At 63.6% G+C, this 26,538-nt stretch carries 22 protein-coding genes, 1 pseudogene and 1 riboswitch; of the genes and pseudogenes, 12 read left to right on the top strand and 11 right to left on the bottom strand.

Going from position 1 to position 26,538, the window contains the following annotated elements:
• The first annotated feature begins 2 nt into the window (after positions 1 to 2).
• The gene (locus tag UIB01_RS01515; RefSeq protein WP_038656201.1) at positions 3 to 3,140 is read left to right on the top strand and encodes an efflux RND transporter permease subunit; all 3,138 of its coding nucleotides are present in this window, start codon (positions 3 to 5) and stop codon (positions 3,138 to 3,140) included.
• Entirely contained in the window at positions 3,137 to 4,561 is a 1,425-nt protein-coding gene (locus UIB01_RS01520) for an AdeC/AdeK/OprM family multidrug efflux complex outer membrane factor (protein ID WP_038656203.1), read from the top strand. Before UIB01_RS01515 ends, UIB01_RS01520 begins: the two co-directional genes overlap by 4 nt.
• 93 nt (positions 4,562 to 4,654) lie before the next feature.
• Here UIB01_RS01520 and rhlE2 read toward each other — a convergent pair whose 3' ends face one another.
• The 3 genes from rhlE2 to ahcY all read right to left on the bottom strand — a co-directional run bounded on the left by rhlE2 (position 4,655) and on the right by ahcY (position 9,057).
• On the bottom strand, positions 4,655 to 6,472 hold the full coding sequence (gene rhlE2, locus UIB01_RS01525; RefSeq protein ID WP_038656205.1) for an RNA helicase RhlE2: 1,818 nt from the start codon (positions 6,470 to 6,472) through the stop codon (positions 4,655 to 4,657).
• A gap of 236 nt (positions 6,473 to 6,708) precedes the next feature.
• Positions 6,709 to 7,557, bottom strand: coding sequence for a methylenetetrahydrofolate reductase [NAD(P)H] (gene metF, locus UIB01_RS01530; RefSeq protein WP_038656207.1), 849 nt, complete (start codon positions 7,555 to 7,557; stop codon positions 6,709 to 6,711).
• Between the two features lie 93 nt (positions 7,558 to 7,650).
• Positions 7,651 to 9,057: an adenosylhomocysteinase gene (gene ahcY, locus UIB01_RS01535; RefSeq protein ID WP_038656209.1), complete on the bottom strand. Its 1,407-nt coding sequence runs from the start codon at positions 9,055 to 9,057 to the stop codon at positions 7,651 to 7,653.
• A 24-nt stretch (positions 9,058 to 9,081) separates the two neighbouring features.
• Positions 9,082 to 9,166: riboswitch (S-adenosyl-L-homocysteine riboswitch) on the bottom strand.
• Positions 9,167 to 9,332: 166 nt separating this feature from the next.
• On the opposite strand from ahcY, the gene UIB01_RS01540 reads away from it, so the two are divergent.
• On the top strand, positions 9,333 to 9,770 hold the full coding sequence (locus UIB01_RS01540; RefSeq protein ID WP_038656211.1) for a hypothetical protein: 438 nt from the start codon (positions 9,333 to 9,335) through the stop codon (positions 9,768 to 9,770).
• Positions 9,771 to 9,877: 107 nt separating this feature from the next.
• Positions 9,878 to 10,324 (top strand): c-type cytochrome, encoded by a 447-nt coding sequence (locus UIB01_RS01545; protein ID WP_038656213.1) that lies wholly within the window; start codon positions 9,878 to 9,880, stop codon positions 10,322 to 10,324.
• A 10-nt stretch (positions 10,325 to 10,334) separates the two neighbouring features.
• Here the strand turns inward: UIB01_RS01545 and UIB01_RS01550 are convergent, their stop codons facing one another.
• The 3 genes from UIB01_RS01550 to UIB01_RS01560 all read right to left on the bottom strand — a co-directional run bounded on the left by UIB01_RS01550 (position 10,335) and on the right by UIB01_RS01560 (position 13,868).
• Positions 10,335 to 10,715, bottom strand: coding sequence for a DUF1090 domain-containing protein (locus UIB01_RS01550; protein ID WP_038656215.1), 381 nt, complete (start codon positions 10,713 to 10,715; stop codon positions 10,335 to 10,337).
• 60 nt (positions 10,716 to 10,775) lie between these two features.
• On the bottom strand, positions 10,776 to 12,443 hold the full coding sequence (ligB, locus tag UIB01_RS01555; protein ID WP_038656217.1) for an NAD-dependent DNA ligase LigB: 1,668 nt from the start codon (positions 12,441 to 12,443) through the stop codon (positions 10,776 to 10,778).
• Positions 12,444 to 12,536: 93 nt separating this feature from the next.
• Entirely contained in the window at positions 12,537 to 13,868 is a 1,332-nt protein-coding gene (locus UIB01_RS01560) for a ferredoxin reductase family protein (RefSeq protein WP_038656219.1), read from the bottom strand.
• Between the two features lie 174 nt (positions 13,869 to 14,042).
• Between UIB01_RS01560 and UIB01_RS01565 the strand changes: the two genes are divergently transcribed.
• Both UIB01_RS01565 and UIB01_RS01570 read left to right on the top strand, forming a co-directional pair.
• Complete coding sequence (locus UIB01_RS01565; protein ID WP_038656221.1) at positions 14,043 to 14,966, top strand: ABC transporter ATP-binding protein; 924 nt, start codon at positions 14,043 to 14,045, stop codon at positions 14,964 to 14,966.
• Between the two features lie 12 nt (positions 14,967 to 14,978).
• Positions 14,979 to 15,740 (top strand): ABC transporter permease, encoded by a 762-nt coding sequence (locus tag UIB01_RS01570; protein ID WP_038656223.1) that lies wholly within the window; start codon positions 14,979 to 14,981, stop codon positions 15,738 to 15,740.
• A gap of 55 nt (positions 15,741 to 15,795) precedes the next feature.
• On the opposite strand, the gene UIB01_RS01575 is transcribed toward UIB01_RS01570, so the two are convergent.
• From UIB01_RS01575 to UIB01_RS01595, 5 genes and pseudogenes are all read right to left on the bottom strand, one after another.
• Positions 15,796 to 16,131 carry a hypothetical protein gene (locus UIB01_RS01575; RefSeq protein WP_038656226.1) on the bottom strand — a complete coding sequence of 112 codons (336 nt, stop codon included), beginning with the start codon at positions 16,129 to 16,131 and terminating at the stop codon, positions 15,796 to 15,798.
• Between the two features lie 222 nt (positions 16,132 to 16,353).
• On the bottom strand, positions 16,354 to 17,544 hold the full coding sequence (gene metK / locus UIB01_RS01580) for a methionine adenosyltransferase (RefSeq protein WP_038656228.1): 1,191 nt from the start codon (positions 17,542 to 17,544) through the stop codon (positions 16,354 to 16,356).
• A gap of 14 nt (positions 17,545 to 17,558) precedes the next feature.
• A pseudogene (locus UIB01_RS01585) lies at positions 17,559 to 18,561 on the bottom strand (ArsR/SmtB family transcription factor).
• 82 nt (positions 18,562 to 18,643) lie between these two features.
• A complete protein-coding gene (locus UIB01_RS01590) occupies positions 18,644 to 19,246 on the bottom strand; it encodes a LysE family translocator (protein ID WP_038656232.1) in 603 nt (200 codons plus the stop codon).
• Positions 19,243 to 20,139, bottom strand: coding sequence for a TauD/TfdA family dioxygenase (locus tag UIB01_RS01595; protein ID WP_038656234.1), 897 nt, complete (start codon positions 20,137 to 20,139; stop codon positions 19,243 to 19,245). The genes UIB01_RS01590 and UIB01_RS01595 overlap by 4 nt, the downstream gene beginning before the upstream one ends.
• A 144-nt stretch (positions 20,140 to 20,283) precedes the next feature.
• On the opposite strand from UIB01_RS01595, the gene UIB01_RS01600 reads away from it, so the two are divergent.
• From UIB01_RS01600 to UIB01_RS01625, 6 genes are all read left to right on the top strand, one after another.
• On the top strand, positions 20,284 to 21,222 hold the full coding sequence (locus UIB01_RS01600; protein WP_038656236.1) for a LysR substrate-binding domain-containing protein: 939 nt from the start codon (positions 20,284 to 20,286) through the stop codon (positions 21,220 to 21,222).
• 95 nt (positions 21,223 to 21,317) lie between these two features.
• Positions 21,318 to 23,315 (top strand): transketolase, encoded by a 1,998-nt coding sequence (gene tkt / locus UIB01_RS01605; protein ID WP_038656238.1) that lies wholly within the window; start codon positions 21,318 to 21,320, stop codon positions 23,313 to 23,315.
• A 107-nt stretch (positions 23,316 to 23,422) separates the two neighbouring features.
• Complete coding sequence (epd, locus tag UIB01_RS01610; RefSeq protein WP_038656240.1) at positions 23,423 to 24,469, top strand: erythrose-4-phosphate dehydrogenase; 1,047 nt, start codon at positions 23,423 to 23,425, stop codon at positions 24,467 to 24,469.
• A 48-nt stretch (positions 24,470 to 24,517) separates the two neighbouring features.
• Positions 24,518 to 25,678: a phosphoglycerate kinase gene (locus tag UIB01_RS01615; RefSeq protein ID WP_038656242.1), complete on the top strand. Its 1,161-nt coding sequence runs from the start codon at positions 24,518 to 24,520 to the stop codon at positions 25,676 to 25,678.
• A gap of 136 nt (positions 25,679 to 25,814) precedes the next feature.
• The gene (locus UIB01_RS01620) at positions 25,815 to 26,006 is read left to right on the top strand and encodes a hypothetical protein (RefSeq protein ID WP_038656244.1); all 192 of its coding nucleotides are present in this window, start codon (positions 25,815 to 25,817) and stop codon (positions 26,004 to 26,006) included.
• 22 nt (positions 26,007 to 26,028) lie between these two features.
• Positions 26,029 to 26,364, top strand: a complete 336-nt coding sequence (locus tag UIB01_RS01625; protein ID WP_038656246.1) for an MliC family protein — start codon at positions 26,029 to 26,031, stop codon at positions 26,362 to 26,364.
• Positions 26,365 to 26,538 lie beyond the last annotated feature (174 nt).

Raw genomic sequence — 26,538 nt, forward strand, 5'->3', positions numbered from 1 at the left:
CCATGTCCAAATTCTTTATCGATCGGCCGATCTTCGCCTGGGTGATCGCCCTGGTGATCATGCTCGCCGGCGGTCTGTCCATTCTCAAGCTGCCGGTCAATCAGTACCCGAGCATTGCCGCGCCAGCTGTGGGCATCTCGGTGAGCTACCCCGGCGCTTCTGCGCAAACCGTGCAGGACACGGTGGTGCAGGTCATCGAACAGCAGCTCAACGGCATCGACGGGCTGCGCTACATCTCCTCGGAGAGCAACTCCGACGGCAGCATGACCATTACCGTGACCTTCGAGCAGGGGACCAACCCCGATATCGCACAGGTCCAGGTGCAGAACAAGCTCCAGCTGGCGACGCCGCTGTTGCCACAGGAAGTTCAGCAGCAGGGCATTCGGGTCACCAAGGCGGTACGCAACTTCCTCATCGTCATCGGCCTGGTTTCTACCGATGGCAGTCTGGATCAGCGTGATCTGGCCAACTACATCGTTGCCAACATGCAGGACCCGATTTCCCGCACCAAGGGCGTCGGTGACTTCCAGGTGTTTGGTGCGCAGTATGCGATGCGCATCTGGCTCGACCCGGCCAAGCTGAACAACTTCAGCCTGACACCGGTGGATGTGAGTTCGGCGATCCAGGCGCAGAACGTCCAGATTTCCTCCGGCCAGCTCGGCGGGCTGCCCGCTCTGCCGGGGCAACAGCTCAACGCGACCGTGATCGGCAAGACTCGCCTGCAGACGCCGGAGCAGTTCCGCAACATCCTGCTCAAGGTCAACAGCGATGGCTCCCAGGTGCGCCTGGGCGATGTCGCCAGGGTCGAGCTGGGCGGCGAAACCTATGCCGTCAGTGCCCAGTTCAACGGCAAGCCTGCAGCTGGTCTGGCGCTGAAACTGGCGACCGGCGCCAACGCGCTGGATACCGTCGAAGGCGTGCGCAAGACCATCGACGATCTCAAGCCGTTCTTCCCGCCGGGCGTCGAAGTCGTCTACCCCTATGACACCACGCCGGTCATCTCCGCCTCGATCACCGGGGTCATGCACACGCTGCTCGAAGCGTTCGTGCTGGTGTTCCTGGTGATGTACCTGTTCCTGCAGAACTTCCGCGCGACGCTGGTTCCTACGCTGGCTGTGCCGGTGGTTTTGCTCGGTACATTCGGTGTGCTGGCGGTGTTCGGTTTCAGCATCAACACCCTGACCATGTTCGCCATGATTCTCGCGATCGGTCTGTTGGTCGACGACGCCATCGTGGTGGTGGAGAACGTCGAGCGGGTAATGCGCGAAGAGGGCCTTTCGCCGCTGGAAGCGACGCGCAAATCCATGGGGCAGATTCAGGGGGCGCTGATTGGCATCGGCGTAGTGTTGTCCGCGGTGCTCCTGCCGATGGCCTTCTTCGGTGGTTCGACTGGGGTGATCTATCGGCAGTTCTCGATCACCATCGTGTCGGCGATGGTGCTCTCGGTGCTGATGGCGCTGATCTTTACGCCAGCGCTGTGCGCAACGCTGCTCAAGCCCATCGACAAGGGAGACCATCACGAGAAGCGCGGCTTCTTCGGCTGGTTCAACCGCACCTTCGAGCGCAGCGTCAATGGCTACGAGCGCGGCGTGAAGGCCGTGCTCAAGCGCAAGGCGCCATTCCTGCTGCTCTATGTGCTGATCGTCGGCGTCATGGTGGTGCTCTTCACCCGCATCCCCTCGGCCTTCCTGCCGGAGGAAGATCAGGGCGTGCTGTTCGCTCAGGTGATGACGCCGTCGGGCTCGACGGCTGAGCGTACCCAGCAAAGCATCGACGCCATGCGCAGCTATCTGCTGGAAGAGGAGGGCGACATAGTGCGCTCCGTCTTCACCGTGACTGGCTTCAGCTTCGCCGGGCGTGGTCAGAGCTCGGGTATCGCTTTCATCGGTCTCAAGCCGTGGAGCGAGCGGACCAACCAGGAAGACAGCGTGTTCGCCCTCGCCCAGCGCGCGCAGCAGCATTTCGCCAGCTTCCGCGATGCCCAGGTGTTCGCGTTCGCGCCGCCGGCGGTGATGGAGCTGGGTAACGCCACGGGTTTCAACTTCTTCCTGCAGGACCGCGCCGGCGTTGGCCAGGAGGTGCTCCAGCAGGCGCGCGACAAATTCCTGCAGCTTGCCAGCCAGAGTCCCGTTCTGACCCGGGTGCGCCCCAATACCCTGCGCGACGAGCCGCAGTACCAAGTGCTGATCGACGACGAGAAGGCAAGAGTACTGGGCGTCTCTCTGGCGGAAATCAACAGTACGCTGTCGATTGCCTGGGGCGGGCGCTACGTCAACGACTTCATCGATCGTGGTCGGGTCAAAAAGGTCTACCTGCAGGGCGTCGCCAACGCACGGATGAATCCCGAAGATCTGCAGAAGTGGTATGTGCGCAACGACGCCGGCGAAATGGTGCCGTTCAGCGCCTTCGCCACCGGCGAGTGGACTTACGGATCGCCGAAATTGTCCCGCTTCAACGGCGTCAGCGCGATCGAAATGCTCGGCGAGCCGGCGCCCGGCTACAGCTCCGGTGACGCCATGGCTGAGGTCGAACGCATTGCCGCACAGCTGCCGCCGGGGGTGGGCTACTCCTGGACTGGCCAGTCCTACGAGGAACGCCTTGCAGGTTCGCAGACTCTGGCGCTCTATGCCCTGTCGCTGCTGGTGGTGTTCCTCTGCCTGGCGGCGCTGTACGAGAGCTGGTCGATTCCGTTCTCGGTCATGCTGGTCGTGCCGCTGGGTATCGTCGGCGCGCTCGCCTTCACGCTGGCGCGTGGGTTGTCCAACGAGGTGTTCTTCCAGGTCGGTCTGGTCACCACCATCGGTCTGTCGGCGCGTAACGCGATCCTCATCGTCGAGTTCGCCAAGGCGCTGCATGAGCAGGGCATGAGCTACGCCGATGCCGCGCTGCAGGCGTGCCGCATGCGTCTGCGCCCGATCATCATGACCTCGCTGGCATTCATCCTTGGCGTCGTGCCGCTGGCTGTTGCATCGGGCGCCGGTGCGGGCAGCAAGCACGCCATCGGCACCGGCGTGATCGGCGGCATGCTGACCGCCGCAGTGCTGGCGATCTTCTGGATTCCGTTGTTCTACGTGATGATCTGCACGTTCTTCGATCGCACGAAATCCGCCAACGAAGGTACGAAGGAGGATTCGCTGTGAACAAGTCTCTGTTGACCCTCGCGCTCGCGGCGGCGCTGGGTGGCTGCTCGCTGATGCCCGAGTATCAGCGTCCCGACTCTCCGGTCGCCAGCGACTGGCCGCAGGGGGAAGCCTACGCGCAAAGCGCTGCGCAGGCTTCCGAGCGGGCGCTCGGCTGGCGCGAGTTTTTCCGTGACCCGGCGTTGCAGCAGCTCATCGAAGCGGCGTTGGAGAACAATCGCGATCTGCGTGTTGCGGCGCTGAACGTCGATGCCTATCGCGCGTTGTATCGTGTGCAGCGTGCCGACCTGCTGCCGGCGGTTAGTGCGGATGGCTCGGGCACGCGCAGCCGCACGCCCGGCGATTTGAATATGAGCGGTGAGCCGGCCATCAGCAGCCAGTACAGCGCCACCTTTGGCGTGTCCTGGGAGCTGGATCTGTTCGGTCGCCTGCGCAGCTTGCGCGACCAGGCGCTGGAGGAGTTCTTTGCCAGCGAGGCAGCCCAGCGCAGCACCCAGATCAGTCTGATCGCCAGTGTTGCCAATGCCTGGCTGACACTGCAGGCCGATCAGGCGCTGCTGCAGGTCACGCGGGACACGCTCAAAACCTACGAGGAAAGCCTGGGCCTGACGCAGCGCAGTTTCGATGTCGGTGTCGCCTCGGCGCTGGAGTTGCGTCAGGCGCGCAGCGCCGTCGATAGCGCGCGGGTGAGCATTGAGCAGTACACCCGCCTGGTGGCGCAGGACCGCAACGCACTGACACTGTTGCTGGGTCAGAGCCTGCCGGCCGGGCTGCCATCGGGTGATGGTCTGGAGCGGACTCAGTTGGCGGCGCTGCCGGTTGGCCTGCCTTCCGATCTGCTACAGCAGCGGCCGGACATCCTGCAGGCGGAGTACCAGCTGCGGGCGGTCAACGCCAGCATCGGCGCGGCGCGCGCAGCGTTCTTTCCGCGTATCAGCCTGACCGGTGCGGCGGGTACCGCCAGCAGTGAGTTGTCTGGACTGTTCGACGGAGGCTCCGGTTACTGGAGTTTCTCGCCGAGCATCAGCGTGCCGATCTTCAATGCCGGCCAGCTGCGGGCGAATCTCGACTACGCGCAGATCAGCAAGAACATCCAGGTTGCGCAGTATGAGAAAGCCATCCAGACAGCCTTCCGCGAGGTGGCCGATGGGCTGGCGGCTCAGGCTACCTACACGCGCCAAGTGCAGGCTCAGCGTGACCTGCTGCAGACCAGCGAGGATTACTACAACCTTGCCGAGCGCCGCTATCGCACGGGCATTGATAGCTATCTGACTGTGCTCGATGCCCAGCGCCAGCTATTCAGCGTGCAACAACAGCTGATTGGCGATCGCTTGGCGCAGATGACCAGCGAGGTCAATCTGTTCAAGGCACTCGGCGGTGGCTGGCAGGAGACCGTGCAGGCGCAGCCGGCGGGCGGTTGAGGTAGGCCGCCGCGGTGATCGTCTGATCACGTCGGCGGTGTTGCTGCGTAGAAACAAAAACGCCGCCCATCGGGCGGCGTTTTCGTCTGTGGCTCAAGCTTCGCGATTACGCGTCAGCAAGGCCGGTTTCTCGCCGCGCGGTCGCGTTGGCAGCTGCTCGAGCTGATCCAGGCTGGGCAGCCGATCGATCTTCGATTCCTTGTGAATGATCACCGGCTGCTTCTCCCGCGGCTTGGCGACTTCCTGGCGCGACACGGCAGGCTCGTCGATGCGACGGCCTTCGCCTTTGCGCCGTGGTTGGCCGTTGCGCGGCTGACCATTGCGTGCGCCCTGGCCTTGGCCGGAACGCTTGCCCTTGCCAGCCGGCGCACCCGCAGCAGCTGCACCCGTGCGTGCCGCTCCGGCTGCACGCGGAGTGCCGCCCGGCTGGGCCGGAGCGCCGGGCCGGCGACCGCGATTCTGCTTGTTCTGATAGGGGCTGACGTAATCGACGCGATTGCCGAAATTGTCTAGCTCATCATCACGGAACTCGTCAGGCGCGCGATCCGGAGGCAGCTGCGGCGGCCGGGCGACGGCCTGCGCTTCGCTGCTGGCGCCGTCACGGGAAGGCTTGCGGGCCTTGCTTTGGCTGCGACGGTTACGCTCCTTCTGCTCGGCGCCTTTCTCGGCCGGCTTGTTACGCTCGCCGCGTGGCTTGCCTTCGCCGCGTTGCGGACGCGGTTGGCGCGGTTCGCGCACCTCTGGCTTTTCTGCCTCGATGGTGCTGGCGTCGAAGCCCATCAGATCGCCTTCGGGGATGCGCTGCTTGGTCATGCGCTCGATGCCCTTGAGTAGCTTTTCCTCGTCGGGAGCAACCAGCGAAATGGCTTCACCGCTGCGTCCGGCACGACCGGTACGGCCGATGCGGTGCACGTAATCTTCCTCGACGTTGGGCAGCTCGAAGTTGACCACATGGGGCAGCTGATCGATATCCAGGCCGCGTGCAGCGATATCGGTGGCGACCAGGATGCGTACCTGGTTGGCCTTGAAATCAGCCAGGGCCTTGGTCCGCGCATTCTGGCTCTTGTTGCCGTGAATCGCAGCAGCCGGCAAGCCGTGCTTTTCCAGGTACTCGGCCAGGCGGTTGGCGCCGTGCTTGGTACGGGTAAAGACCAGCACCTGTTCCCAGGCACCCTGAGTGATCAGGTGCGCGAGCAGGGCGCGCTTGTGGCTGGCGGCCACGCGGAACATGCGCTGCTCGATACGCTCGACGGTGGTGTTCGGTGGCGTCACCTCGATGCGCTCGGGGTTGTGCAGTAGCTTGCCGGCGAGGTCGGTGATGTCCTTGGAGAAGGTTGCCGAGAACAGCAGGTTCTGGCGCTTGGCCGGCAGCTTGGCCAGGACCTTCTTGACGTCATGAATGAAGCCCATGTCGAGCATGCGGTCGGCTTCGTCGAGGACGAGGATTTCCACGTGCGACAGGTCGATGGCCTTCTGGTTGGCCAGGTCGAGCAGGCGGCCGGGGCAGGCAACCAACACGTCGAGACCCTTGGCAACCGCCTGGATCTGCGGGTTCATGCCAACGCCGCCGAAGATGCAGGTGCTCTTCAGGGGCAGGTCACGGGCATAGACCTTGAAGCTGTCGTGTACCTGAGCGGCAAGCTCGCGGGTAGGTGTTAGCACCAGCACGCGCGGCTGTTTCGGGCCGTAGCGGTGTTCACGATCCGGGTGACCACCCGGGAACAGGAGTTCGAGTACCGGCAGGGCGAAACCGCCTGTCTTACCGGTTCCGGTCTGGGCTGCAACCATCAGGTCGCGGCCTTGCAACACGGCGGGAATGGCCCGCTGTTGCACGGGAGTAGGCTGGGTGTAACCGGCAGCCTCGACGGCACCGGCCAAAGCCTCGGAGAGACCGAGGGAAGCAAAGGACATGAGTAATCCTGTCTTGTTAGGGGCGAGGCCCTGGGATGATCATGCCTGGCTCGAATCGCGACTGGCGTGCGATCCCGTCCGGTCCTGCCGCAGATAAAAATAAGAACGGCATCCGGGCGTAAGCCTGGCGGAAGCGCGGAGTATAACAGAGCCTGTTAACGCCGCATTGCTCTGACAGTGTCGCAGGTCACGGGTTCATTAGCCAGCTCCGTATTTCTACGGAGCTGGCTGAACGCTCAGCGCGACAGCCCGAGGTTGTTCCAGATCGCCAGGCTCGGCTCGGCCTGGTTCAGGGTGTAGAAGTGCAGGCCTGGCGCGCCGCCGGCCAGCAGCTTCTCGCACATCTCGGTGATCACCTGCTCGCCGAAAGCCTGGATGCTCTGCATGTCGTCGCCATAGGCTTCGAGCTGCTTGCGTACCCAGCGTGGAATCTCCGCGCCGCAGGCATCGGAGAAGCGTGCCAGCTTGCTGTAGTTGGTGATCGGCATGATGCCGGGCACCACCGGCGTTTCTACGCCGAGCTTGCGCACGCGCTCGACGAAGTAGAAGTAGCAGTCAGCGTTGAAGAAGTACTGGGTGATGGCACTGTCGGCGCCGGCCCTGGCCTTGCGCACGAAGTTCGCCAGATCGTCTTCGAAGCTGCGTGCCTGCGGGTGCATTTCCGGGTAGGCGGCGATTTCGATGTGGAAGTGATCGCCGGTCTCGCTGCGGATGAACTCCACCAGTTCGTTGGCGTAGCGCAGCTCGCCGCTGGCCATGCCCATGCCGGAGGGCAGGTCACCGCGCAGGGCGACGATGCGCTTGATGCCGGCATCCTTGTAGATGTTCAGCAGTTCGCGCAATTCGGCCTTGGTGTCGCCGACGCAAGACAGGTGCGGTGCCGTCGGCACCTTTACCTCGCCGTCGAGCTGCAGCACGGTGTTGAGCGTGCGATCACGGGTCGAGCCGCCGGCACCGTAGGTGCAGGAGAAGAAGTCAGGCTGGTAGCCGGCCAGCTGGCGGGCCACGTTCAGCAGTTTTTCGTGCCCGGCATCGGTCTTGGTGGGAAAGAACTCGAAGCTGATGGAGGGGCGAGAAGTCGTCATCTAAAGATTCCTTTAGCTGCCAAGCCCTCAGCCACAAGCTGCAAACCGCGAGGAGCGGTTTGCAGCTTGTGGCGTATGGCTTGCGGCTGCTGCTTAGTAGCGGTAGCTGTCCGGCTTGAACGGACCTTCGACGGTCACGCCGATGTATTCCGCCTGCTTGGTGGTCAGCTGGGTGACCACGCCACCGAAGCCCTTGACCATTTCCAGCGCCACTTCCTCGTCGAGCTTCTTCGGCAGCACCATGACGGTGACGTTCTTGCTCTTCTCGGCCACTGGCAGATCGGCGAACTTCTCGTTGTAGAGGTGGATCTGCGCCAGCACCTGGTTGGCGAAGGAACCGTCCATGATCCGGCTTGGGTGACCGGTGGCGTTGCCCAGATTCACCAGGCGGCCTTCGGCCAGCAGGATCAGGTAGTCGTCGTTGGTCGGGTCGACGGTCTTGCCGGTGCGGTGGATCTTGTGCACCTGCGGCTTGACCTCTTCCCAGCCCCAGTTGGCGCGCATGAAGGCGGTGTCGATCTCGTTGTCGAAGTGGCCGATGTTGCACACCACGGCGCGCTTCTTCAGCGCCTTGAGCATGCCGGCGTCGCACACGTTGACGTTACCGGTGGTGGTGACGATCAGGTCGATCTTGCCCAGCAGGGCCGCGTCGACGCTGGCTTCGGTGCCGTCGTTGATGCCGTCCTTGTAGGGGGAGACCAGCTCGAAGCCGTCCATGCAGGCCTGCATGGCGCAGATCGGGTCGACTTCCGAGACCTTGACGATCATGCCTTCCTGGCGCAGCGACTGTGCCGAGCCCTTGCCGACGTCGCCGTAGCCGACGACCAGCGCCTGCTTGCCCGACAGCAGGTGGTCGGTGGCGCGCTTGATGGCATCGTTCAGACTGTGACGGCAGCCGTACTTGTTGTCGTTCTTGCTCTTGGTGACCGAGTCGTTGACGTTGATCGCCGGAATCTTCAGGGTGCCGCCCTTGAGCATGTCGAGCAGGCGGTGCACGCCGGTGGTGGTTTCCTCGGTCACGCCATGGACGCGCTCGAGCACCTGCGGATACTTGTCATGCAGGATCTGGGTCAGGTCACCGCCGTCGTCCAGCACCATGTTGGCGTCCCACGGCTGGCCGTCCTTGAGGATGGTCTGCTCGATGCACCACTCGTATTCTTCCTCGGTCTCGCCCTTCCAGGCGAACACTGGGATGCCAGCGGCCGCGATGGCGGCAGCGGCCTGATCCTGAGTGGAGAAGATGTTGCAGGAAGACCAGCGCACTTCGGCGCCAAGGGCGATCAGCGTCTCGATCAGCACGGCGGTCTGGACGGTCATGTGGATGCAGCCGAGGATCTTCGCGCCGGCCAGCGGCTGCTCGGCAGCGTATTTGCGACGCAGGCCCATCAGTGCGGGCATTTCGGATTCGGCGATGATGATCTCGCGGCGGCCCCAGGCGGCCAGGGAAATGTCGGCGACCTTGAAGTCGGTGAAACCGGCAGGCGTCATGACAGCACTCATCGAAGAGTTCTCCATTCGTATAGATGCGAATGGGCGCCGTTGATGCGTTCTAGGAAACGCCCCATCCGAGCCTGACAGGTTTCAGCCTGCTGCAGCGCCCCTCGGACGGGTGGCGGGCACGATCGAAGCGGAGTCGATCGGGAAAAACCCGACGATTATAGCTGCGCCGCTCGGCAATCCCAAGCCCGGCGCTGCGCGAACTAGGTGGTTGGACGCGGGGTCGTAATTTCAGGTTCGGTGAACCTTGCCGGGCGAAACCGTTTCAGGAGACCGCCATGAATCCCATGCTGCGCCTCGCGCCGGTATTGCTTGTCGGCGCCTTCAGCCTGCCCGCCGCTGCCCAGTCCTGCTACGTACACAGCGAAACGTCCGGTGCAGTTCCGGCACCGGTGGTGACCGAGCAGTGTTTCGAGTTCCACGGTATGGATAACGACGACGCCATCGACTGGGTCTGTCAAGACAACGAGGCGGTGAAGAATTCCCGTCGCGAGATCCGCGACAGCTGCCCGGATGGCCACTTCGGCATCTGCACCGCGCGAATGACTCCGGAGACGCTGGCCAACGAGCGCGCCACCGGGTCCCAGGCAAAGAATGGCACCTTGCCGACCCAGGTAAATGACGACGCGACGATCGTCACCTACCACTACCACGCCAGTGATCGGGCGCAGGCCAAGATTGATTGCGAGAGTGCAGGCGGCAGCTGGTCGCGCTAGCGGGTCGCTCGCGCAATCTTTGCTGACGAAGTCAATGTCCGACTGATTTGTTCAGCGGTGCATGGGCGGGGATAATCCTGCGCTTTGCATCCATGAGTGGTTGAACCATGAAGTTGAGTCTGCTGAGGCTGCCCCTGATTGCCGCCCTTGTACTGACAGGCTGCGACCGGGTCGATCCTGACTCGCCTCTGGGCAAGCGCAAGGCGATCTACCAGGCGATGCTTGATACCAAGGAAGATCTCGGCGGCATGTTGCGCGGCCGCATACCATTCGATGCGGAGGGGTTCAGCACGGGCGCGGTGAAGCTCGACGAGCTTTCGCGCCAGCCCTGGCAGCATTATCCCGAGGTCAAGGAAAAGCAGAGCGACGCGCGGGATGATGTTTGGCAGCGCCAGGAGCGTTTCAACGAGATGGCTCGGGCACTGGAGGCGACCACGGCAGAGCTGGTCGGTGTGACCAGCGCGGCCCCCGTCACCGCAGAAGTCGTGGCCCCGGCCTTTCAGCGGGTCGAGGATGCTTGCGAAGCCTGCCACAAGGAATTCCGTGCTTACTGATGCGGATGACTCAGCGGCGTAGTGTTTCGAGCTTTTCCCGGGATTTGGCCAGCTGGTTGCGGCGTAGTTCGATCAGCTGCGCGTCACCAGTGCCCAATGCTTCGCGTAGCAAGGTCTCGCGACGCTCCACCTGACGAGTGATGTGTTCGTATTCGACCTGACGTGGATGCAGGGCGACCAGGCCCTGGCACTGTTCGGTCAGCGTCTGCAGTTCGGCGTTGAGTTGCGTCTGGCGCAGCTTGTCGCCCTGCAGGCGAGCCTGCTGCAGCTGCTCGCGCAGGGCTTGGCGTTGCTCGTGGCACTGGGTGCCGGTTTGTTGGGCTACGGCGAACAGCGGGCTGATGGCGGTGCCGCCGATCAGCAGGGCAATTGGCCAATGTCGCAAAGACATGCCTCGCCTCCATAATTGTTATCCAACTCCTATCGACCGCATTAGCTGGCGAAAGTCCCTTCAGAAACCCGAAACAGCTGCGGCCCGTAGCTTGGTTTGCAGCTGCTGCAGCTCCGGCGTTTGAAAGAAGGCGTGCAGATGTTTTGCTCGAGTCGGTCCGATACCAGGTTCGGCCTGCCATTGCGCCACGTTCCGTGCGGCTAGAGCACCCCAGTCGGCTTCCGCAGCTAGCGAAATGCTACCCGGCATGCCGAGCGCCTTCAGCCATTGCCCCAGCGGCTTCTGCCGGGCAAGGGCGAAGCTCGCAGCCAGCTTGCCGGCGCGCTCGGCGCCAATGCCTGGCACCTGCTGTAGCGTTGCGGCATCCAGCGCCAGCCAGGCGATAAGATCGGGCAGCAGGCCGGCGTCCAGCAGTGCCTGCCAGCTGCCGGCGCCTACCCCTGGAAGACTGAGGCCCTGTTTGCCGCTCAGCCAGACGAGGCGGGCGATGAACTGCTGCTCACAGCCGGGCGTGGGTTGCCAGCAGCTGTGCGCGTGATACCGGCCCGGATCGGGCGCGATCAGCGCAGGCCGCTCGGTGCTGCGCCACACCACCGAGTCCAGTCGCGGGATGGTATGTCCGGCAAGAACGACGGCGACCTGGTCTCCGGGGCGCACGTCCAGTGTTCGCCAGCGCTCCAGCGAGCCGAGGCTGAGCGTGCGGATCTGCCGATCATCCAGGCGTACCGGCGTCAGCTGCAGCAGGGGTGTGATCCGCCCGGTGCGGCCGATGCGAAAGTCCACGGCCCGGACCTCCGTCACCGCTGTACGTAGGGGATACTTCCAGGCAGCGGCCCAGTGCGGTTCGGCCTGCCAGCGCTCTGCCGGCGGGCGCTGGCCCTGGCGTAATACCACGCCGTCGCTGGCAAACGGCAGGGGTTGCCGATACCAGTGTTCGCGCCAATGCCGCGCTTGTTCGAGATCCGCTAGCGGCAGGCTGAAACGCTGGCTGTCAGCGAATCCCATCGCTGCCAGCTGCTCGACACGGGTGGGCATCGCCTCCGGGCCGTTTGGCCAGTCCCAGACGAACAAGCCGATCTGCGCGGCAACGTCGGCGGACAGCTGCCGGCTGGCCATCGCGCCGGCCACGCGGCCGCGCGCGCCGGCGCTACCGTGCACCGCTTGCACATGCTGCTCCAGGCGCCAGTACAGCTCGCCTTGCAGAATCACCTCAGCCGGCTCCGCAAGTCGGGGAGGGATCGCTGGCAGCCGGCGGGCATTGGCCGTCCAGTTCTGGCCGCTGCGGCCGTCGCCACGACTGATGGCCTGCTGCAGCGTGCCGTCGCGGTACACCAGCGTCACCGCCACGCCATCCACCTTCGGTTGAATCCACAGATTTTCGCGACGCTCGATCCAGTCAGCGACCGCCTTTTCGTCGGCGAGCTTAGCCAACCCGGTCTGCCTGATTGGATGCGGCACAGGGCCGGCGGCTGTGGCTAGCGGGTCTGGCTGGGGCTGGCTGCCAGCAGGAAAACAGCGCTGCCAATTCTGCAGGCGCGCGCGGCTCTGGTCATAGATTTCGTCATCCACCATTGCCAGGCCATTGCGGTGATAGGCCTCGTCCCACTGACTCAGCTGGTGTTGCAGGGCGGCGATTTCCCGCTGCGCTTGCTTGTCACCCCAAGAGGGGCAGGCAGCAAGACCAAGCGGCGTGATGAGGCACAGCGATAGCGCGATCAGGCGTTGCATGATGAGCGTCCTTGCTCGGATGATTGGGTTGGCCCCTCTATCAGCGGGGGCCTATGCCTCATTGTCGCCGGCTTGGCGCGCCGCGGCCGTGCATCAGCGCATATTGAACAGTTCCTGGTGGAAATCCCTTGGCGGCAGGCCGTGGCGTTGCAGGTCCTTGCTCAGATCTTGACCGAAGCCGGCCGGGCCGCAGAACCAGACATCGCTTTCCTGCCATTGCGGCGCCAGCTCGCGCAGACGCTCGGGTGTCAGCCGCCCGCCTTCGCTGGCCACCAGCACATGCAAGCGCACCCGGGCGCGCTCGGCCAGTTCGCGGATACGCTCGATGAAGCTCTGGTCCGGCGCGCTGGTGCAGTAGAACAGGTCGACGTTGTCGCCCTTGCCGCTTTCGGCGAGCGCCTGTAGCCGGCCAATGAAAGGTGCGATGCCGATGCCGCCGGCCACCCAGATTTGCCGCGGCTTGCGGCTGTGGAAATCGAAGCAGCCATAGGGACCTTCCACTTTCACCGGGTCGCCGACCTTGAGCGTCTGGGGCAGGGTACGGGTGTAGTCGCCGAGACCCTTGATGGAGAAGGTCAGCCTGCCGTCGTTGCACCAAGCCGAGGAGAGGCTGAAGGGGTGCGGCCCTTCCTTGTCGTCGAAGGTGACGAAGGCGAACTGCCCGGCCTTGTGTCCCGGCCAGGGGCCGTCGAGCTTGATATCGACGCGCAGCACGCGGTTGTCGCGGTGATGGGTCAGGCTTTCGATGCGGCCGACCACCTGATGCTTGCGACCGATACGGCGCAGCAGCGAGATGCAGGCCGCCAGCGAGCCGGCGGCCATGAGCACGGCCAGCACCAGGCCCAGGGGCGAGGTCCAGTAATCCGGCGGGGTCAGCACTACCGAGTGCGCCACCAGAGCCAGATAGACCAGCGCCAGCCAGCGGTGGGTGCGGAAGAACCAGCGATAGGGGAAGCGCTTGACCAGCGCCAGCACGATGAGGATGACCGCGGCATAGAAGGCCCACTCGCCGATGGTCTCGGCCAGCCCGCGGAAGCGCTGCAGCAGCGCGAAGATGCCTTCGTGCATCTGCCCTTCGCCGGCCCGGCGGGCCGGTTTTTCCAGCCAGCCGAAACCAACCAGCCATTTCGGGATCTGGCCCCAGCCCCAGTGGAAGATGGCGATCACCAGCGCGCTGATGCCCAGCCACTTGTGCAGCCGATAGGTCTTGTCCAGACCGTCGAAGAAACGTTCGAAGCGTCGCGGCCTTGCCGCCAGTATCACCGCCACGCTCATCGCGGCGATGCCGAGCACCCCGCTGTAGTGCACCATCACCTTGCGCAGCGGCCAGATCTGGTAGTGCGCCATGACAAAGCTGTCCACCAATAGCCAGAGCAGCGTCAGTCCGACGAACAGCGCGACGTAGGTGAGTTTTATCGGTCTCATCTTGACAAGCCTCCCAGCTGACATCCCTATTTCGAGCATCCATTAGCATCCTCTTGCTGCCGCGCCCCCGCCATGATCGTAGTCAGTGGCGAGGCGGTCAGCGGAAAGCGGTGGCGCTGGAGGACGTACTTTTTATCTACAATTCGCCCCTCAATTCCTCGAAGAGACGAGCCCGTGTACCCAGTGATCGCCATCGAGCAGCTCACCAAGACCTACGCTTCCGGCCATCCGGCGCTCAAGCGCATCGACCTCGAGATACGCAAGGGTGAAATCTTTGCCCTGCTCGGCCCCAATGGCGCCGGCAAGACCACGCTGATCAGCATCATCTGCGGCATCGTCAATCCCGGCAGCGGTCGGGTGCTGGTCGACGGCCACGACATCGTCGAGGATTACCGCGCCGCCCGTTCGAAGATCGGCTTGGTGCCGCAGGAGCTGTTCAACGAAGGCTTCGAGAGCGTCTGGGCGACGGTGCGTTTTTCTCGCGGGCTGTTTGGCAAGGCGCCGGATGATTCGTTCCTGGAGAAACTGTTGCGTGATTTGTCCCTGTGGGACAAGCGCAATGCCCGGATTCTGGAGCTTTCCGGGGGTATGAAGCGTCGGGTCATGATCGCCAAGGCGCTGTCCCACGAACCGTCCATTCTGTTTCTCGACGAGCCCACCGCGGGCGTCGATGTCGAGTTGCGCCGCGATATGTGGGAAATGGTCCGCGGCCTGCGCGAGCGCGGCGTGACCATCATCCTCACCACGCACTACATCGAAGAAGCCGAGGAAATGGCCGACCGCATCGGCGTGATCAGCAAAGGCGAGATCATCCTGGTCGAGGACAAGGACGTGCTGATGCACAAGCTTGGCAAGAAGCAGCTGACCTTGCATCTGCAGCGTCCGCTAGCGGAAATTCCGGCGGAGCTGGCCAGCTACCCACTGGAGCTGACCGATGCCGGCAACCAGCTGGTATTTACCTTCGATGCTCAGCATGAGGACACCGGCATCGCTGAGCTGCTCAAGCGTCTGGCCGCTCACGGCATCGATTTCAAGGATCTGCAGTCGAGCCAGAGCTCGCTGGAAGAGATTTTCGTCAACCTTGTTCACGGTCGCTGAGGAAAAGCCCGCATGAATTTCTACGCGATCCGCGCGATCTACCTGTTCGAACTGGCACGCACCTGGCGCACCCTGCTGCAGAGCATAGCCACTCCGGTGATCTCCACCTCGCTGTACTTCGTGGTATTCGGCTCGGCCATCGGCGCGCGCATGGAGGCCATGCACGGCATCCCCTACGGCGCCTTCATCATCCCCGGCTTGATCATGATGGCGCTGCTCACGGAGAGCATTTCCAACGCCTCGTTCGGCATCTACATGCCGCGCTATTCCGGAACCATCTACGAGGTGCTGTCGGCGCCGGTGTCCTATGTCGAGATTGTCATCGGCTACGTTGGCGCGGCGGCCACAAAGTCGCTGGTGCTCGGCGTGATCATCCTTATCACCGCGCGGCTGTTCGTCGACTACGAAATCCAGCATCCGCTGATGATGGCGCTGTTCCTGGTGCTGACGGCGATCACCTTCTGCCTGTTCGGCTTCATCATCGGCATCTGGGCCGATGGCTGGGAAAAGCTGCAGATCGTCCCGGCGTTGATCGTCACCCCGCTGGCGTTCCTTGGTGGCAGCTTCTACTCCATCGAAATGCTGCCGCCGCTATGGCAGAAGGTCACCCTGTTCAATCCAGTGGTGTACCTGATCAGCGGCTTCCGCTGGAGCTTCTACGGCGTCTCGGACATCAGTGTCGGCATCAGCCTGGCGATGATTCTTGGCTTTCTCGCCGCGTGCCTGCTGGCGGTGTGGTGGATATTCAAGACGGGGTATCGGTTGAAGAACTGAGCCAGAAACGAAAACGCCCGCAGATGCGGGCGTATTCAATTACAGCGCTTGAAGCTCACTTGCCGAACATCTTGCCGAGGCCGAGCACGGCATCCTTGGCCTGGGTCACGGCCTGGACCTTCTCGTCGAGCGCAGCGCTCTGTTCAGTGGCGTTGGCATTGGCCGCCAGTTCTTCGCTGTTCAGCTGTGCGCAGCCGCCTTCCACCTGGGCGATGGCATTGCTGAGCTTCTCGTTGCCAAGCATCTGGCCGAGCATCTTGCCGGTTTCCAGATTGCCTTGCTGGGCGGTCAGCTGCTGTTCGCACTTGGCCTGCGCATCGCTGGTGGCAGCCTGCAGCGAGGCGCTCGAGAGGGCGAGGAGGGCGCAGCCGAAGAGGTGGGAAATACGCATGGATAAGCTCCTTGTAATGTCGATCACGACAGGTGATCGATCGAGTCCGTTCGAAAGGGCGGCGATGATAGCTGTTAGCCTGCTGCGCGCAAAGGCTCTGGCATGCAGGTTTCGTGACGTGGTACGGGTTGTGTGGCGCTCGATGCATTCGGACCACCGCTTCTGAAAGCAGAAAACCCCGCGCGGCTTGCGCCGGCGGGGTTTCTCCGTTGTGAAGCGGTGTTACAGGCCAGCTGCTGCGCGCAGGGCATCGGCCTTGTCGGTGCGCTCCCAGGTGAAGGCGGTGAAGGTGTCGGCACCCACCGTCATCTCGTAGGGATTGCGACCGAAGTGGCCGTAGGCTGCGGTGGCGCGGTACATCGGGTGCAGCAGGTCGAGCATGGTGGTGATCGCGTACGGGCGCAGATCGAAATGCTCGCGGACCAGGGCGATGATCTTGTCGTCGCTGAGCTTGCCGGTGCCGAAGGTGTTCAGCGAGATGGAGGTCGGCTGGGCCACGCCGATGGCGTAGGACACCTGGATCTCGCAGCGCTCGGCGAGACCGGCGGCAACGATGTTCTTGGCCACGTAGCGGCCGGCATAGGCGGCCGAACGGTCGACCTTGGACGGGTCCTTGCCGGAGAAGGCACCGCCGCCGTGACGGGCCATGCCGCCGTAGGTGTCGACGATGATCTTGCGTCCGGTCAGGCCGCAGTCGCCCACCGGGCCGCCAATGACGAACTGGCCGGTCGGGTTGATGTGGTACTGGGTGTCCTTGTGCAGCAGTTCGGCGGGCAGGCTGTGCTTGATGATCAGCTCCATCACCGCTTCGCGCAGGTCACTTTGCTTGACCTCCGGGTTGTGCTGGGTCGACAGGACCACGGCATCGATGCCGGCAACCTTGCCATTCTCGTAGCGGCAGGTGACCTGGCTCTTGGCATCCGGGCGCAGCCACGGCAGTAGGCCGTTCTTGCGCGCTTCGGCCTGGCGCTCGACCAGAGCGTGGGAAAAGCGGATCGGCGCCGGCATCAGTACGTCGGTTTCGTTGCTCGCGTAGCCGAACATCAGGCCCTGGTCACCGGCGCCCTGGTCTTCCGGCTTGCTGCGGTCGACGCCCTGGGCGATGTCCACCGACTGCTTGCCGATGATGTTGATGATGCCGCAGGTGGCGCCATCGAAACCGACTTCCGAGCTGTTGTAGCCGATGTCGATGATGACATCGCGCACCAGCTGCTCCAGGTCGACCCAAGCCGAGGTGGTCACTTCGCCGGCAACGATCGCCACACCGGTCTTGACCAGCGTTTCACAGGCCACGCGGGCGTGCTTGTCCTCGGTGATGATGGCGTCGAGCACCGCATCGGAGATCTGGTCGGCGATCTTGTCCGGATGCCCTTCGGATACGGACTCGGAGGTAAAAATCGAGTATTCGCTCATCTATCGGTTTCCTATTACCGGTGGGTGAGGCGGCTGTCAGGAGGCGGGCCGGGAAAAGTACCTGGCCTGGATCTGAAAACCGTTTTTCAAGCCAATGTAGAGGCTCTCGCCGGGCGTGAGCCCCGCGGCATCGGCCCAACGGGCCAGATCGTCCTGTTCGAACCCCAACCACAGATCGCCACAGGCCTCCCTGGCCCAACTCTGGTTGTGGCTGCACAGCTCGGTGACCAGCAGAATGCCGCCTGCGCTCACCAGCCGTGCCAGTTGTTTCATTGCTTCGCCAGGCGCTGCCAGATGGTGCAGCACCATGTTCAACACCACGCAGTCGGCCGGCGCGCAGTCGTCGTGTAGGGCATCGGCGAGTTTGAGCTCGACGTTTTCCAGTCCCGCCTCTTCGCAACGCGCGCGTGCCAGATCGAGCATGGCCGGGCTGTTGTCCAGTGCCACCACGCGGGCGAAACGCCGTGCCAGCTCCGGCAGAAAGCTGCCGTCGCCCGGACCGACCTCCAGCGCCGTGGCGCTGACGTCGAAGTGCAGTGCATCGAGCAGCGCCATCACGCTGTCGCGGTATTGCGGCAAGCCGGCGATCAGGTCCTGACGGGCCTGGAAGCTGTCAGCCATGCGTGCGAAAAAATCCTCGCTGGCCGCGCTGCGCTGGGCATGCACGGCGGCGATACGAGCCTCGATCTCACGAGGTAGCTCCAGCCGGTCGGCCTCCTCGAGCAGCGCCGCATGCAACTTGCCACCCAGGCTATCGGCCTGCGGCAGGCTACGTCGATAGAACACCGCATTGCCTTCGCGGCGCGTCGCCAGCAGGCCGGCCTGGGTCATGACCTTGAGATGGTGGCTCATACCCGACTGACCGATGGCGAAGATCTGCGCCAGTTCGAGTACGCCGAACGAATCGCTGGCCAGCGCCCGCAGTACGTTCAGACGCAGCGCATCGCCACCGGCCTTGCACAGGGCGGCGAGCGAATCACTGGCGTCGAAACGGATCTGGGGCATGCGCAGGCTCATAAGCGGCGCAGTCTAGTCGGTCACTTTTCGTACAGCAAGGGCAATATCAAAAAGTTTTGATATTGCCCTTGTCGGCGCAGGGTTACTGCAGCAGGCGGGACAGCCCCAGGGTGCAGGACACCAGGCCGAGGCCGATGAGGAAGTAATTGGGCAGGATATCCAGCAGGCGTTGGATCAGCCCCTCGCCGGCCAGGCGCCGCGACAGCAGGCTGTAGGCGAGCAGGATGCTCAGGTCGATCACCGCCCAGATCACGATCAGCACCGTTGCCTGCGGGGCGAACGGCTGCGCGGGCAGGATGAAGCCGGGCAGGAAAGCGAGAAAGAACAGAATGTCCTTGGGGTTGGACAGGCCTACCGCCATCGCGCGCCAGAAATAATGCGCTTCGCTGCGTTTGGGCGTCGCGGTTTCGCTGCGCCCGCCGCACAGGCCGTCGCAGCCCAGCCAGATCAGGTACAGGCCGCCGAGGATCTGCCCGGCTTCGAGCACCAGCGGGTCGAGGTCCAGTGCCAGATAGATCATCACCAGTGCGGCGATCATCAGGATCTGCGCAGACAGCGCACCGCCGAGAATGGTCCACAGCGGCCAGCGGCGGCGAGCGTCAGCGACTACCAGTGCGACAATCGGGCCAGGTGAGGCGATCAGTAGTGCGACCGCGGCGGCGAAGGCGAGGTAAGTAGCGTTCATAGTTCGGTCACCAGGCCGAATACCCGGCTGCGCTGGCCCAGGCGTTCGGCGTAGAAGTTCGGGTTGGTGATGGCGAAGGCGCGCTGGATCCAGCGATCGCTGCCATCGAAGTGTGCACTGAAGGGGCTGCGCGCATGGGCGGTGCGGCGGTTGTCGATGATCAGCATGTCGCCACGGTTCAGGCGTACCGGCTCGACCACCTCCCAGGCGATGGCGCGCAGCCTGTCCATCAGTTGCTGGGCGCGGCTGCTGAAGGCCAGCATGAATTGCGGGTCAAAGCGAAAGAAGGGTGCGTCCGGATCGCCATAGAGCACGGTCTGGTGGCGGTTGATATCGATGCGCTGGTTCTTCTCGGTAGGTCCGTAATCGGAAAGGAAGTTGTACGGCTCGGCAAGCAAGAACGACCGCTCCTCGAACGTCAGGCGCTCGAGGATGCGCTCGCTAGAGGCGATATAGGTGACCGCCTCGGCATTCGGATCCTGGCGCAGGCAAAGCAGCACCAGATAGTCGGGCAGCACGGCATGAAAGGCATTCTCGGTATGTAGGTCCAGTTCGGTATCGAAACTGTCCGACGTTGCTCCCCGGGAATGTGCTTGCTGCGGAAAGAAGTTGTTGACGATGCAGCCGTCGGACTCCTGCACGTAACCGATCGGCTCGCCGAGCAGGGCGGTGGCCTGCAGCAACAGACGCTCGCTGCTGTCATCCGGCTTGCAGAGATGGTCGCGGTTCAGCGGCGTGGGAGGGATGTCTCCGATGGGCAGGCTTTCGAGGGTCATGAAGCCTTTCTTGTTGCCGAACAGCCTGAAATTGACGATCTGGCCGATCTGCTCATGCTGCAGCGCGCTTTTCTCTACCGCGTTGGCCAGAAGCGTCTCGTAATATTTGTTCTGCATGGCATCCTTTCCTGAGTTTTTATTGCGCTCGAATGAGTGGGACGAAAAGCCTGGGATGGCCTGGAACCCATTGCTGGCGCAGTATTGAGATGCAGGAGAGGAATGAAAAATGGATAAAACAGCCCCTAAGGATGAGTTTTAGTCATGCCGGATTCGGTCGTTGCAGCGCCACGCATGCCGCCTCTTTATGCCCTGCGCGCCTTCGAAGTGGCGGCGCGTTTCGGTTCTTTCACCCAGGCAGCACAGAGCCTGTTCATCACACAAAGTGCGGTGAGCCGGCATGTGAAGACCCTGGAGGAGCACCTGGGCTGTCAGCTATTCGAACGGCGCGGTTCGCGGTTGGTCTTGACCGACGCCGGACGGCTGCTGGCGCAAGAGCTGAAGATCGGCTTCCGTACCATCGAGAATGCCTGTGTCGCAGTGACGCGCCAGCGCGGCGCGCTGCGCCTCAAGGCGCCGTCGACCCTGACCATGCGCTGGCTGCTGGGCACGCTGGAGGGTTTCCATATGGCCCATCCGCAAAGCCGCGTGCAGCTCACCAGCGCCTGGATGGATCTGGATGCGGTGGACTTCAGCAGCGAGCCGTTCGACTGCGCAATCCTGCTGGGCAACGGCGGTTTTCCTGCTGATTGGCGGCGGGTGAAGCTGTTCGACGAGTGGCTGGTGCCGGTCTGCGCCCCCGACCTGCTCGGCGCAACCCCTTGGGCTACGCAGCAGCTGGGCGAGGCTGAGCTGATCCACCCTTCGCGGGACTGTCGGGACTGGCGGCGCTGGTTGCAGCGCACCGGACGCGCGGATCAGATCGCCTGGCAGCAGGGCAAGCTTTTCGACACCCTGGAGCTGGGCATCTCCGCCGCGGCGCAGGGGCATGGCGTATCGATCGGCGACTTGGCGCTGGTCGGCACCGAACTGCAGCGCGGCAGCCTGGTGCTGCCGTTGCAGCAGGCGGTGAAGTCCGGCGACAGCTATTACCTGGTCTGGCCTGGCGGCGGCGATGAGTCGGCGACCCTGATGCGCATGCGCGACTACCTGCTCGAGCACCTGCCGGACGTAACCAGTCAGGGTGTCGAGCTGTTGGATTGAGCGCGCGCGGCGGCCATTCAGTCATTGCCCCGGCCACCCTCGGTAGGGGAAAATGGCCGCCTTTTTCTACGTACACCCCCGCAGGAGATTCAGCGATGCCCAGCCGTCGTGAGCGAGCCAATGCCATCCGCGCCCTCAGCATGGATGCCGTGCAGAAAGCCAACAGCGGCCACCCGGGTGCCCCCATGGGCATGGCGGACATCGCCGAAGTCCTCTGGCGCGATCATCTGAAGCACAGCCCGACCAACCCGCAGTGGGCCGACCGCGACCGCTTCGTGCTGTCCAACGGCCACGGCTCGATGCTGATCTACTCGCTGCTGCACCTGACCGGCTACGACCTGTCCATCGATGACCTGAAGAACTTCCGCCAGCTGCACAGCAAGACCCCGGGCCACCCGGAGTTCGGCTACACCGCTGGCGTCGAGACCACCACCGGCCCGCTCGGCCAGGGCCTGGCCAACGCCGTCGGCTTCGCCGTGGCCGAGAAGGTCATGGCTGCGCAGTTCAACCGCCCCGGCCATAACATCGTCGACCACAACACCTACGTGTTCCTTGGTGACGGCTGCATGATGGAAGGCATCAGCCATGAAGTCTGCTCGCTGGCCGGCACCCTGGGCCTGAACAAGCTGATCGCCTTCTACGACGACAACGGCATTTCCATCGACGGCGAAGTGCATGGCTGGTTCACCGACGACACCCCGCGCCGCTTCGAGGCCTATGGCTGGCAGGTGATCCGCAACGTCGACGGCCATGACGCCGAAGAGATCCAGATGGCCATCGAGACCGCGCGCAAGAGCGACCGGCCGACCCTGATCTGCTGCAAGACCATCATCGGCTTCGGCTCGCCGAACAAGCAGGGCAAGGAAGAATCCCACGGTGCTGCCCTGGGTGACGCCGAGATCGCGCTGACCCGTGAGGCGCTGGGCTGGAAGCATGGTCCCTTCGAAATCCCGGCCGAGATCTACGCCGAGTGGGACGCCAAGCAGAAGGGCGCCGACGCGGAGAACGAGTGGAACAAGCGCTTCGCCGCCTACGAGGCCGAATTCCCGGGTTTGGCATCCGAGTTCAAGCGGCGCATGGCAGGCGAGCTGCCGGCTGATTTTGCCGAGAAAGCCAGCGAGTTCATCCGTGAAGTCGCCAACAAGGGCGAGACCATCGCCAGCCGCAAGGCCAGCCAGAACTGCCTGAATGCCTTCGGCCCGTTGCTGCCGGAACTGCTCGGCGGTTCGGCGGACCTCGCCGGCTCCAACCTGACCCTGTGGAAGGGCTGCAAGCCGGTAGTCGCCGAGGATGCCTCGGGCAACTACATGTATTACGGCGTGCGTGAGTTCGGCATGGCCGCGATCATGAACGGCGTCGCCCTGCACGGCGGCCTGATCCCGTACGGCGCGACCTTCCTGATGTTCATGGAATACGCGCGCAACGCCGTGCGCATGTCGGCGTTGATGAAGCAGCGGGTTCTCTATGTGTTCACCCACGATTCCATCGGTCTTGGCGAAGACGGTCCGACCCACCAGCCGATCGAGCAGTTGACCAGCCTGCGCACCACGCCGAACCTGGATACCTGGCGTCCGGCCGATACCGTCGAATCCGCGGTGGCCTGGAAGCACGCGCTTGAGCGCAAGGATGGCCCGAGCGCACTGATCTTCTCGCGCCAGAACCTGCCGTTCCATGTGCGTGACAACGAAACCGAAGCGGCCATTGCCCGCGGTGGCTACATCCTGAAGAACTGCGCCGGCGAGCCGGAGTTGATCCTCATCGCCACCGGTTCGGAAGTCAGCCTGGCAGTGCAGGCCGCCGACAAGCTGACCGAACAGGGCCGCAAGGTGCGTGTCGTCTCGATGCCTTGCACCAGCGTGTTCGATAGCCAGGATGCCGCCTACAAGCAGCAGGTGCTGCCGGTGGAAGTCGGCGCGCGCATCGCCATCGAGGCGGCGCACGCGGACTACTGGTACAAGTACGTCGGTCTCGACGGTCGCATCATCGGCATGACCACCTACGGCGAATCGGCTCCGGCCAACCAGCTGTTCGAGGAGTTCGGCTTCACCGTCGACAACATCCTCGCCGTCGCCGAAGAGCTGCTGGAGGACTGATCGCGAAGATGGGACGCGGTGGCTGCGGTCATCCATCCCATCGAGCCCCATCCGCGTAGGGTGGAGAGCCGTCTGCGGCTTTCCACCTGCAGGACCGACGAGAACCCATGGCCAACGCCCGTCCCTATCGCGTCGCCCTCAACGGCTACGGCCGCATCGGCCGTTGCGTGCTGCGTGCATTCTATGAGCGCGGCGCCGCCTTCGATTTCCAGTTCGTTGCCCTCAACGATCTGGCCGACATGGCCAGCCTGGAATACCTCACCCGTTTCGACTCCACCCACGGCCGTTTTCCCGGCGATGTGAGCGTGGACGGCGATTGCCTGCATTTGAATGGGCACTGCGTGAAGGTGCTGCGTGAGTCGACGCCCGAGGCCATCGACTGGCGGGCGCTGGACGTCGATCTGGTGCTGGAGTGCTCGGGTGCCTACACCAGCCGTGCCGATGGCGAGCGCTTTCTCGCCGCAGGTGTGCCGCGGGTGCTGTTCTCCCAGCCGATGGCCAGCGCGGCGGACGTCGACGCCACGGTGGTCATGGGCATCAACCAGCAGCAGCTGACCGGTGCCGAGCGGCTGGTGTCCAATGCCTCTTGCACCACCAACTGCGGCGTGCCGTTGCTCAAGCTGCTCAACGACGCGGTAGGCATCGAATACGCCTCGATCACCACCATTCATTCGGCGATGAACGATCAGCCGGTGATCGACGCCTACCACCATGAGGACTTGCGCCGCACCCGTTCGGCCTTTCAGTCGGTGATTCCGGTGTCCACCGGGCTCGCCCGAGGCATTGAGCGCCTGCTGCCGGAACTCTCGGGGCGGATTCAGGCCAAAGCGGTGCGGGTGCCAACGGTGAACGTGTCCTGTCTGGACATCACGCTGCAGACCGCCTGCGATACCGATGCGCGAACGATCAACCGGGTGCTGCGCGAAGCCGCTGAAAACGGGCCTTTGCAGGGCTTGCTGGCGTATACCGAGCTGCCCCACGCCAGCTGCGATTTCAATCACGATCCGCATTCGGCGATCGTCGACGGCAGCCTGACGCGCGCCTCCGGCCCGCGCCTGGTGAACCTGCTGGCATGGTTCGACAACGAATGGGGATTCGCCAATCGCATGCTCGACGTCACCGACCATTATTTGCGCGTGGCCAATCGCACCTAGCTCCCGCGCCTGGAACATCGCTGCTTCTCGACCTTAAGGAAGACCAACATGACCGTTTTGAAGATGACCGATCTCGACCTCCAGGGTAAGCGCGTGCTGATCCGCGAGGACCTCAACGTGCCGGTGAAGGATGGCGCGGTGAAGAGCGATGCACGCATCCTGGCCTCGTTGCCGACCATCAAGCTGGCGCTGGAGAAGGGCGCCGCGGTGTTGGTCTGCTCGCACCTGGGCCGTCCGGAAGAGGGCGTCTACAGCGAGGAAGACAGCCTCAAACCGGTCGCCGACTACCTGTCCAGGGCCCTCGGCCGCGAAGTGCCGCTGATCAAGGACTATCTCGAAGGCGTCGAGGTGCAGCCGGGTGAACTGGTGTTGTTGGAGAACGTGCGCTTCAATAAGGGCGAGAAGAAGAACACCGACGAACTGGCGCAGAAATACGCGGCGCTGTGCGACGTTTTCGTCATGGACGCCTTCGGCACTGCCCACCGCGCTCAGGGCTCGACTCACGGCGTGGCCAAATTCGCCAAGGTCGCCTGTGCCGGCCCGCTGCTGGCCGCCGAGCTGGAAGCGCTGGGCAAGGCACTGGACAAGCCGGCACGGCCGATGGTGGCCATCGTCGCCGGCTCCAAGGTATCGACCAAGCTCGACGTGCTGACCTCGCTGGCCGACATCTGCGATCAGCTGATCGTTGGCGGCGGCATCGCCAACACCTTCCTCGCAGCTGCCGGCTACAACGTCGGCAAGTCGCTGCATGAAGCCGATCTGCTGGATACCGCCAAGGCCATCGCCGCCAAGGTCGCCGTGCCGCTACCGGTCGATGTGGTGGTCGCCAAGGAGTTCGCCGAAAGCGCCGAAGCCACAGTCAAGGCCATCGCCGATGTGGCCGACGACGACATGATCCTGGACATCGGGCCGAAGACCGCTGCCATGTTCGGTGAGATGCTCAAAGCCTCGCAGACTATCCTCTGGAATGGTCCGGTGGGTGTGTTCGAGTTCGACCAGTTCGGCAACGGCACCAAGGTCCTGGCCCAGGCCATCGCCCAGAGCCCGGCGTTCTCCATCGCCGGTGGCGGCGACACCCTGGCAGCCATCGATAAGTACGGCGTAGCCGAGCAGATTTCCTATATTTCCACCGGTGGTGGCGCCTTCCTCGAGTTCGTCGAGGGCAAGGTGCTGCCGGCCGTCGAAGTGCTGGAACAGCGCGCCGGCTGATTTCGTCGTCGAGGTGAGTGCCTCGATCGGCCCAGGTCGCCGGCGCCATGGCGCCGGCGACGTTAACCGCCTGCAGGCAACCCCGGCTGCCCGTCGTGGTCTTTGTTCTATCTTGAATAAGGAAAGGGGATGCATCATGCGCTATGCCGTCGTTGCACTTTGCTGTCTGGGCCTGGCCGGTTGCGCCGGCAATTTGCCGGATACGGCTTGCCAGGTGCTCGACCCGCCGCCGGTGCTCAGCCCGACTGCCGAGCATGACCAGCGCGTGGAGATTCAGGCCACAGGCGACCCGACCATCACGCAAGGCGGCCTGCAGGATTGCCCCTGATTGACGCTGCCAAGGAGAAGGAATGAAACGAGGCCTGTCCATGCTGGTAGCAGCATTGCTGCTCGGCGGTTGTGGCCATTGGCAATCGGGCCCGGACGCGCCGTTCGTGCGCTGGAAATGCCAGAGCCAGCAGAACATCGCCTGGCGCTATGCCAACGAGCAACGCAGCGCGATCGACCTGAAAGTTGGCAATAGCGAGCGTGTTCACACCCTGCGCAAGGAACCTGCAACGCGTGGCAGTTTCTATAGCGATGGCGTTATCGCCTTCCATGACAAGGGTAACGAGGCGCTGGTGTACCGCGTCGCCGATGACAAGGTGCTCGCCCACGGCTGCAGTGCGTCGCTCATCAGCATCTAGCAGTCAAACGAGTCGAAGCTGCCCTGCCGCTGCGGGGCATGAATTGAAAGCGCTGGCGGGACGCTGGCATTTGCCGCTCCCGCCTCTACAATGCCGCGCCCAGGTGCGGCGCTTGAACAGCGCCAGCCACTGCGGCAGGCTCTACACGATCAAACGACCCAGACCGGGAGAAAG

Source organism: Stutzerimonas decontaminans, from assembly GCF_000661915.1.
In the GTDB taxonomy this organism is placed as follows: domain Bacteria; phylum Pseudomonadota; class Gammaproteobacteria; order Pseudomonadales; family Pseudomonadaceae; genus Stutzerimonas; species Stutzerimonas decontaminans.

Coding starts and splice junctions, on each gene's coding strand:
- UIB01_RS01515 (WP_038656201.1), top strand. CDS start 3: ATGTCCAAATTCTTTATCGATCGGCCGATCTTCGCCTGGGTGATCGCC.
- rhlE2 (WP_038656205.1), bottom strand. CDS start 6,472: ATGTCCTTTGCTTCCCTCGGTCTCTCCGAGGCTTTGGCCGGTGCCGTC.
- metF (WP_038656207.1), bottom strand. CDS start 7,557: ATGACGACTTCTCGCCCCTCCATCAGCTTCGAGTTCTTTCCCACCAAG.
- ahcY (WP_038656209.1), bottom strand. CDS start 9,057: ATGAGTGCTGTCATGACGCCTGCCGGTTTCACCGACTTCAAGGTCGCC.
- UIB01_RS01540 (WP_038656211.1), top strand. CDS start 9,333: ATGAATCCCATGCTGCGCCTCGCGCCGGTATTGCTTGTCGGCGCCTTC.
- UIB01_RS01545 (WP_038656213.1), top strand. CDS start 9,878: ATGAAGTTGAGTCTGCTGAGGCTGCCCCTGATTGCCGCCCTTGTACTG.
- UIB01_RS01550 (WP_038656215.1), bottom strand. CDS start 10,715: ATGTCTTTGCGACATTGGCCAATTGCCCTGCTGATCGGCGGCACCGCC.
- ligB (WP_038656217.1), bottom strand. CDS start 12,443: ATGCAACGCCTGATCGCGCTATCGCTGTGCCTCATCACGCCGCTTGGT.
- UIB01_RS01560 (WP_038656219.1), bottom strand. CDS start 13,868: ATGAGACCGATAAAACTCACCTACGTCGCGCTGTTCGTCGGACTGACG.
- UIB01_RS01570 (WP_038656223.1), top strand. CDS start 14,979: ATGAATTTCTACGCGATCCGCGCGATCTACCTGTTCGAACTGGCACGC.
- UIB01_RS01575 (WP_038656226.1), bottom strand. CDS start 16,131: ATGCGTATTTCCCACCTCTTCGGCTGCGCCCTCCTCGCCCTCTCGAGC.
- metK (WP_038656228.1), bottom strand. CDS start 17,544: ATGAGCGAATACTCGATTTTTACCTCCGAGTCCGTATCCGAAGGGCAT.
- UIB01_RS01590 (WP_038656232.1), bottom strand. CDS start 19,246: ATGAACGCTACTTACCTCGCCTTCGCCGCCGCGGTCGCACTACTGATC.
- UIB01_RS01595 (WP_038656234.1), bottom strand. CDS start 20,139: ATGCAGAACAAATATTACGAGACGCTTCTGGCCAACGCGGTAGAGAAA.
- UIB01_RS01600 (WP_038656236.1), top strand. CDS start 20,284: ATGCCGGATTCGGTCGTTGCAGCGCCACGCATGCCGCCTCTTTATGCC.
- tkt (WP_038656238.1), top strand. CDS start 21,318: ATGCCCAGCCGTCGTGAGCGAGCCAATGCCATCCGCGCCCTCAGCATG.
- epd (WP_038656240.1), top strand. CDS start 23,423: ATGGCCAACGCCCGTCCCTATCGCGTCGCCCTCAACGGCTACGGCCGC.
- UIB01_RS01615 (WP_038656242.1), top strand. CDS start 24,518: ATGACCGTTTTGAAGATGACCGATCTCGACCTCCAGGGTAAGCGCGTG.
- UIB01_RS01620 (WP_038656244.1), top strand. CDS start 25,815: ATGCGCTATGCCGTCGTTGCACTTTGCTGTCTGGGCCTGGCCGGTTGC.
- UIB01_RS01625 (WP_038656246.1), top strand. CDS start 26,029: ATGAAACGAGGCCTGTCCATGCTGGTAGCAGCATTGCTGCTCGGCGGT.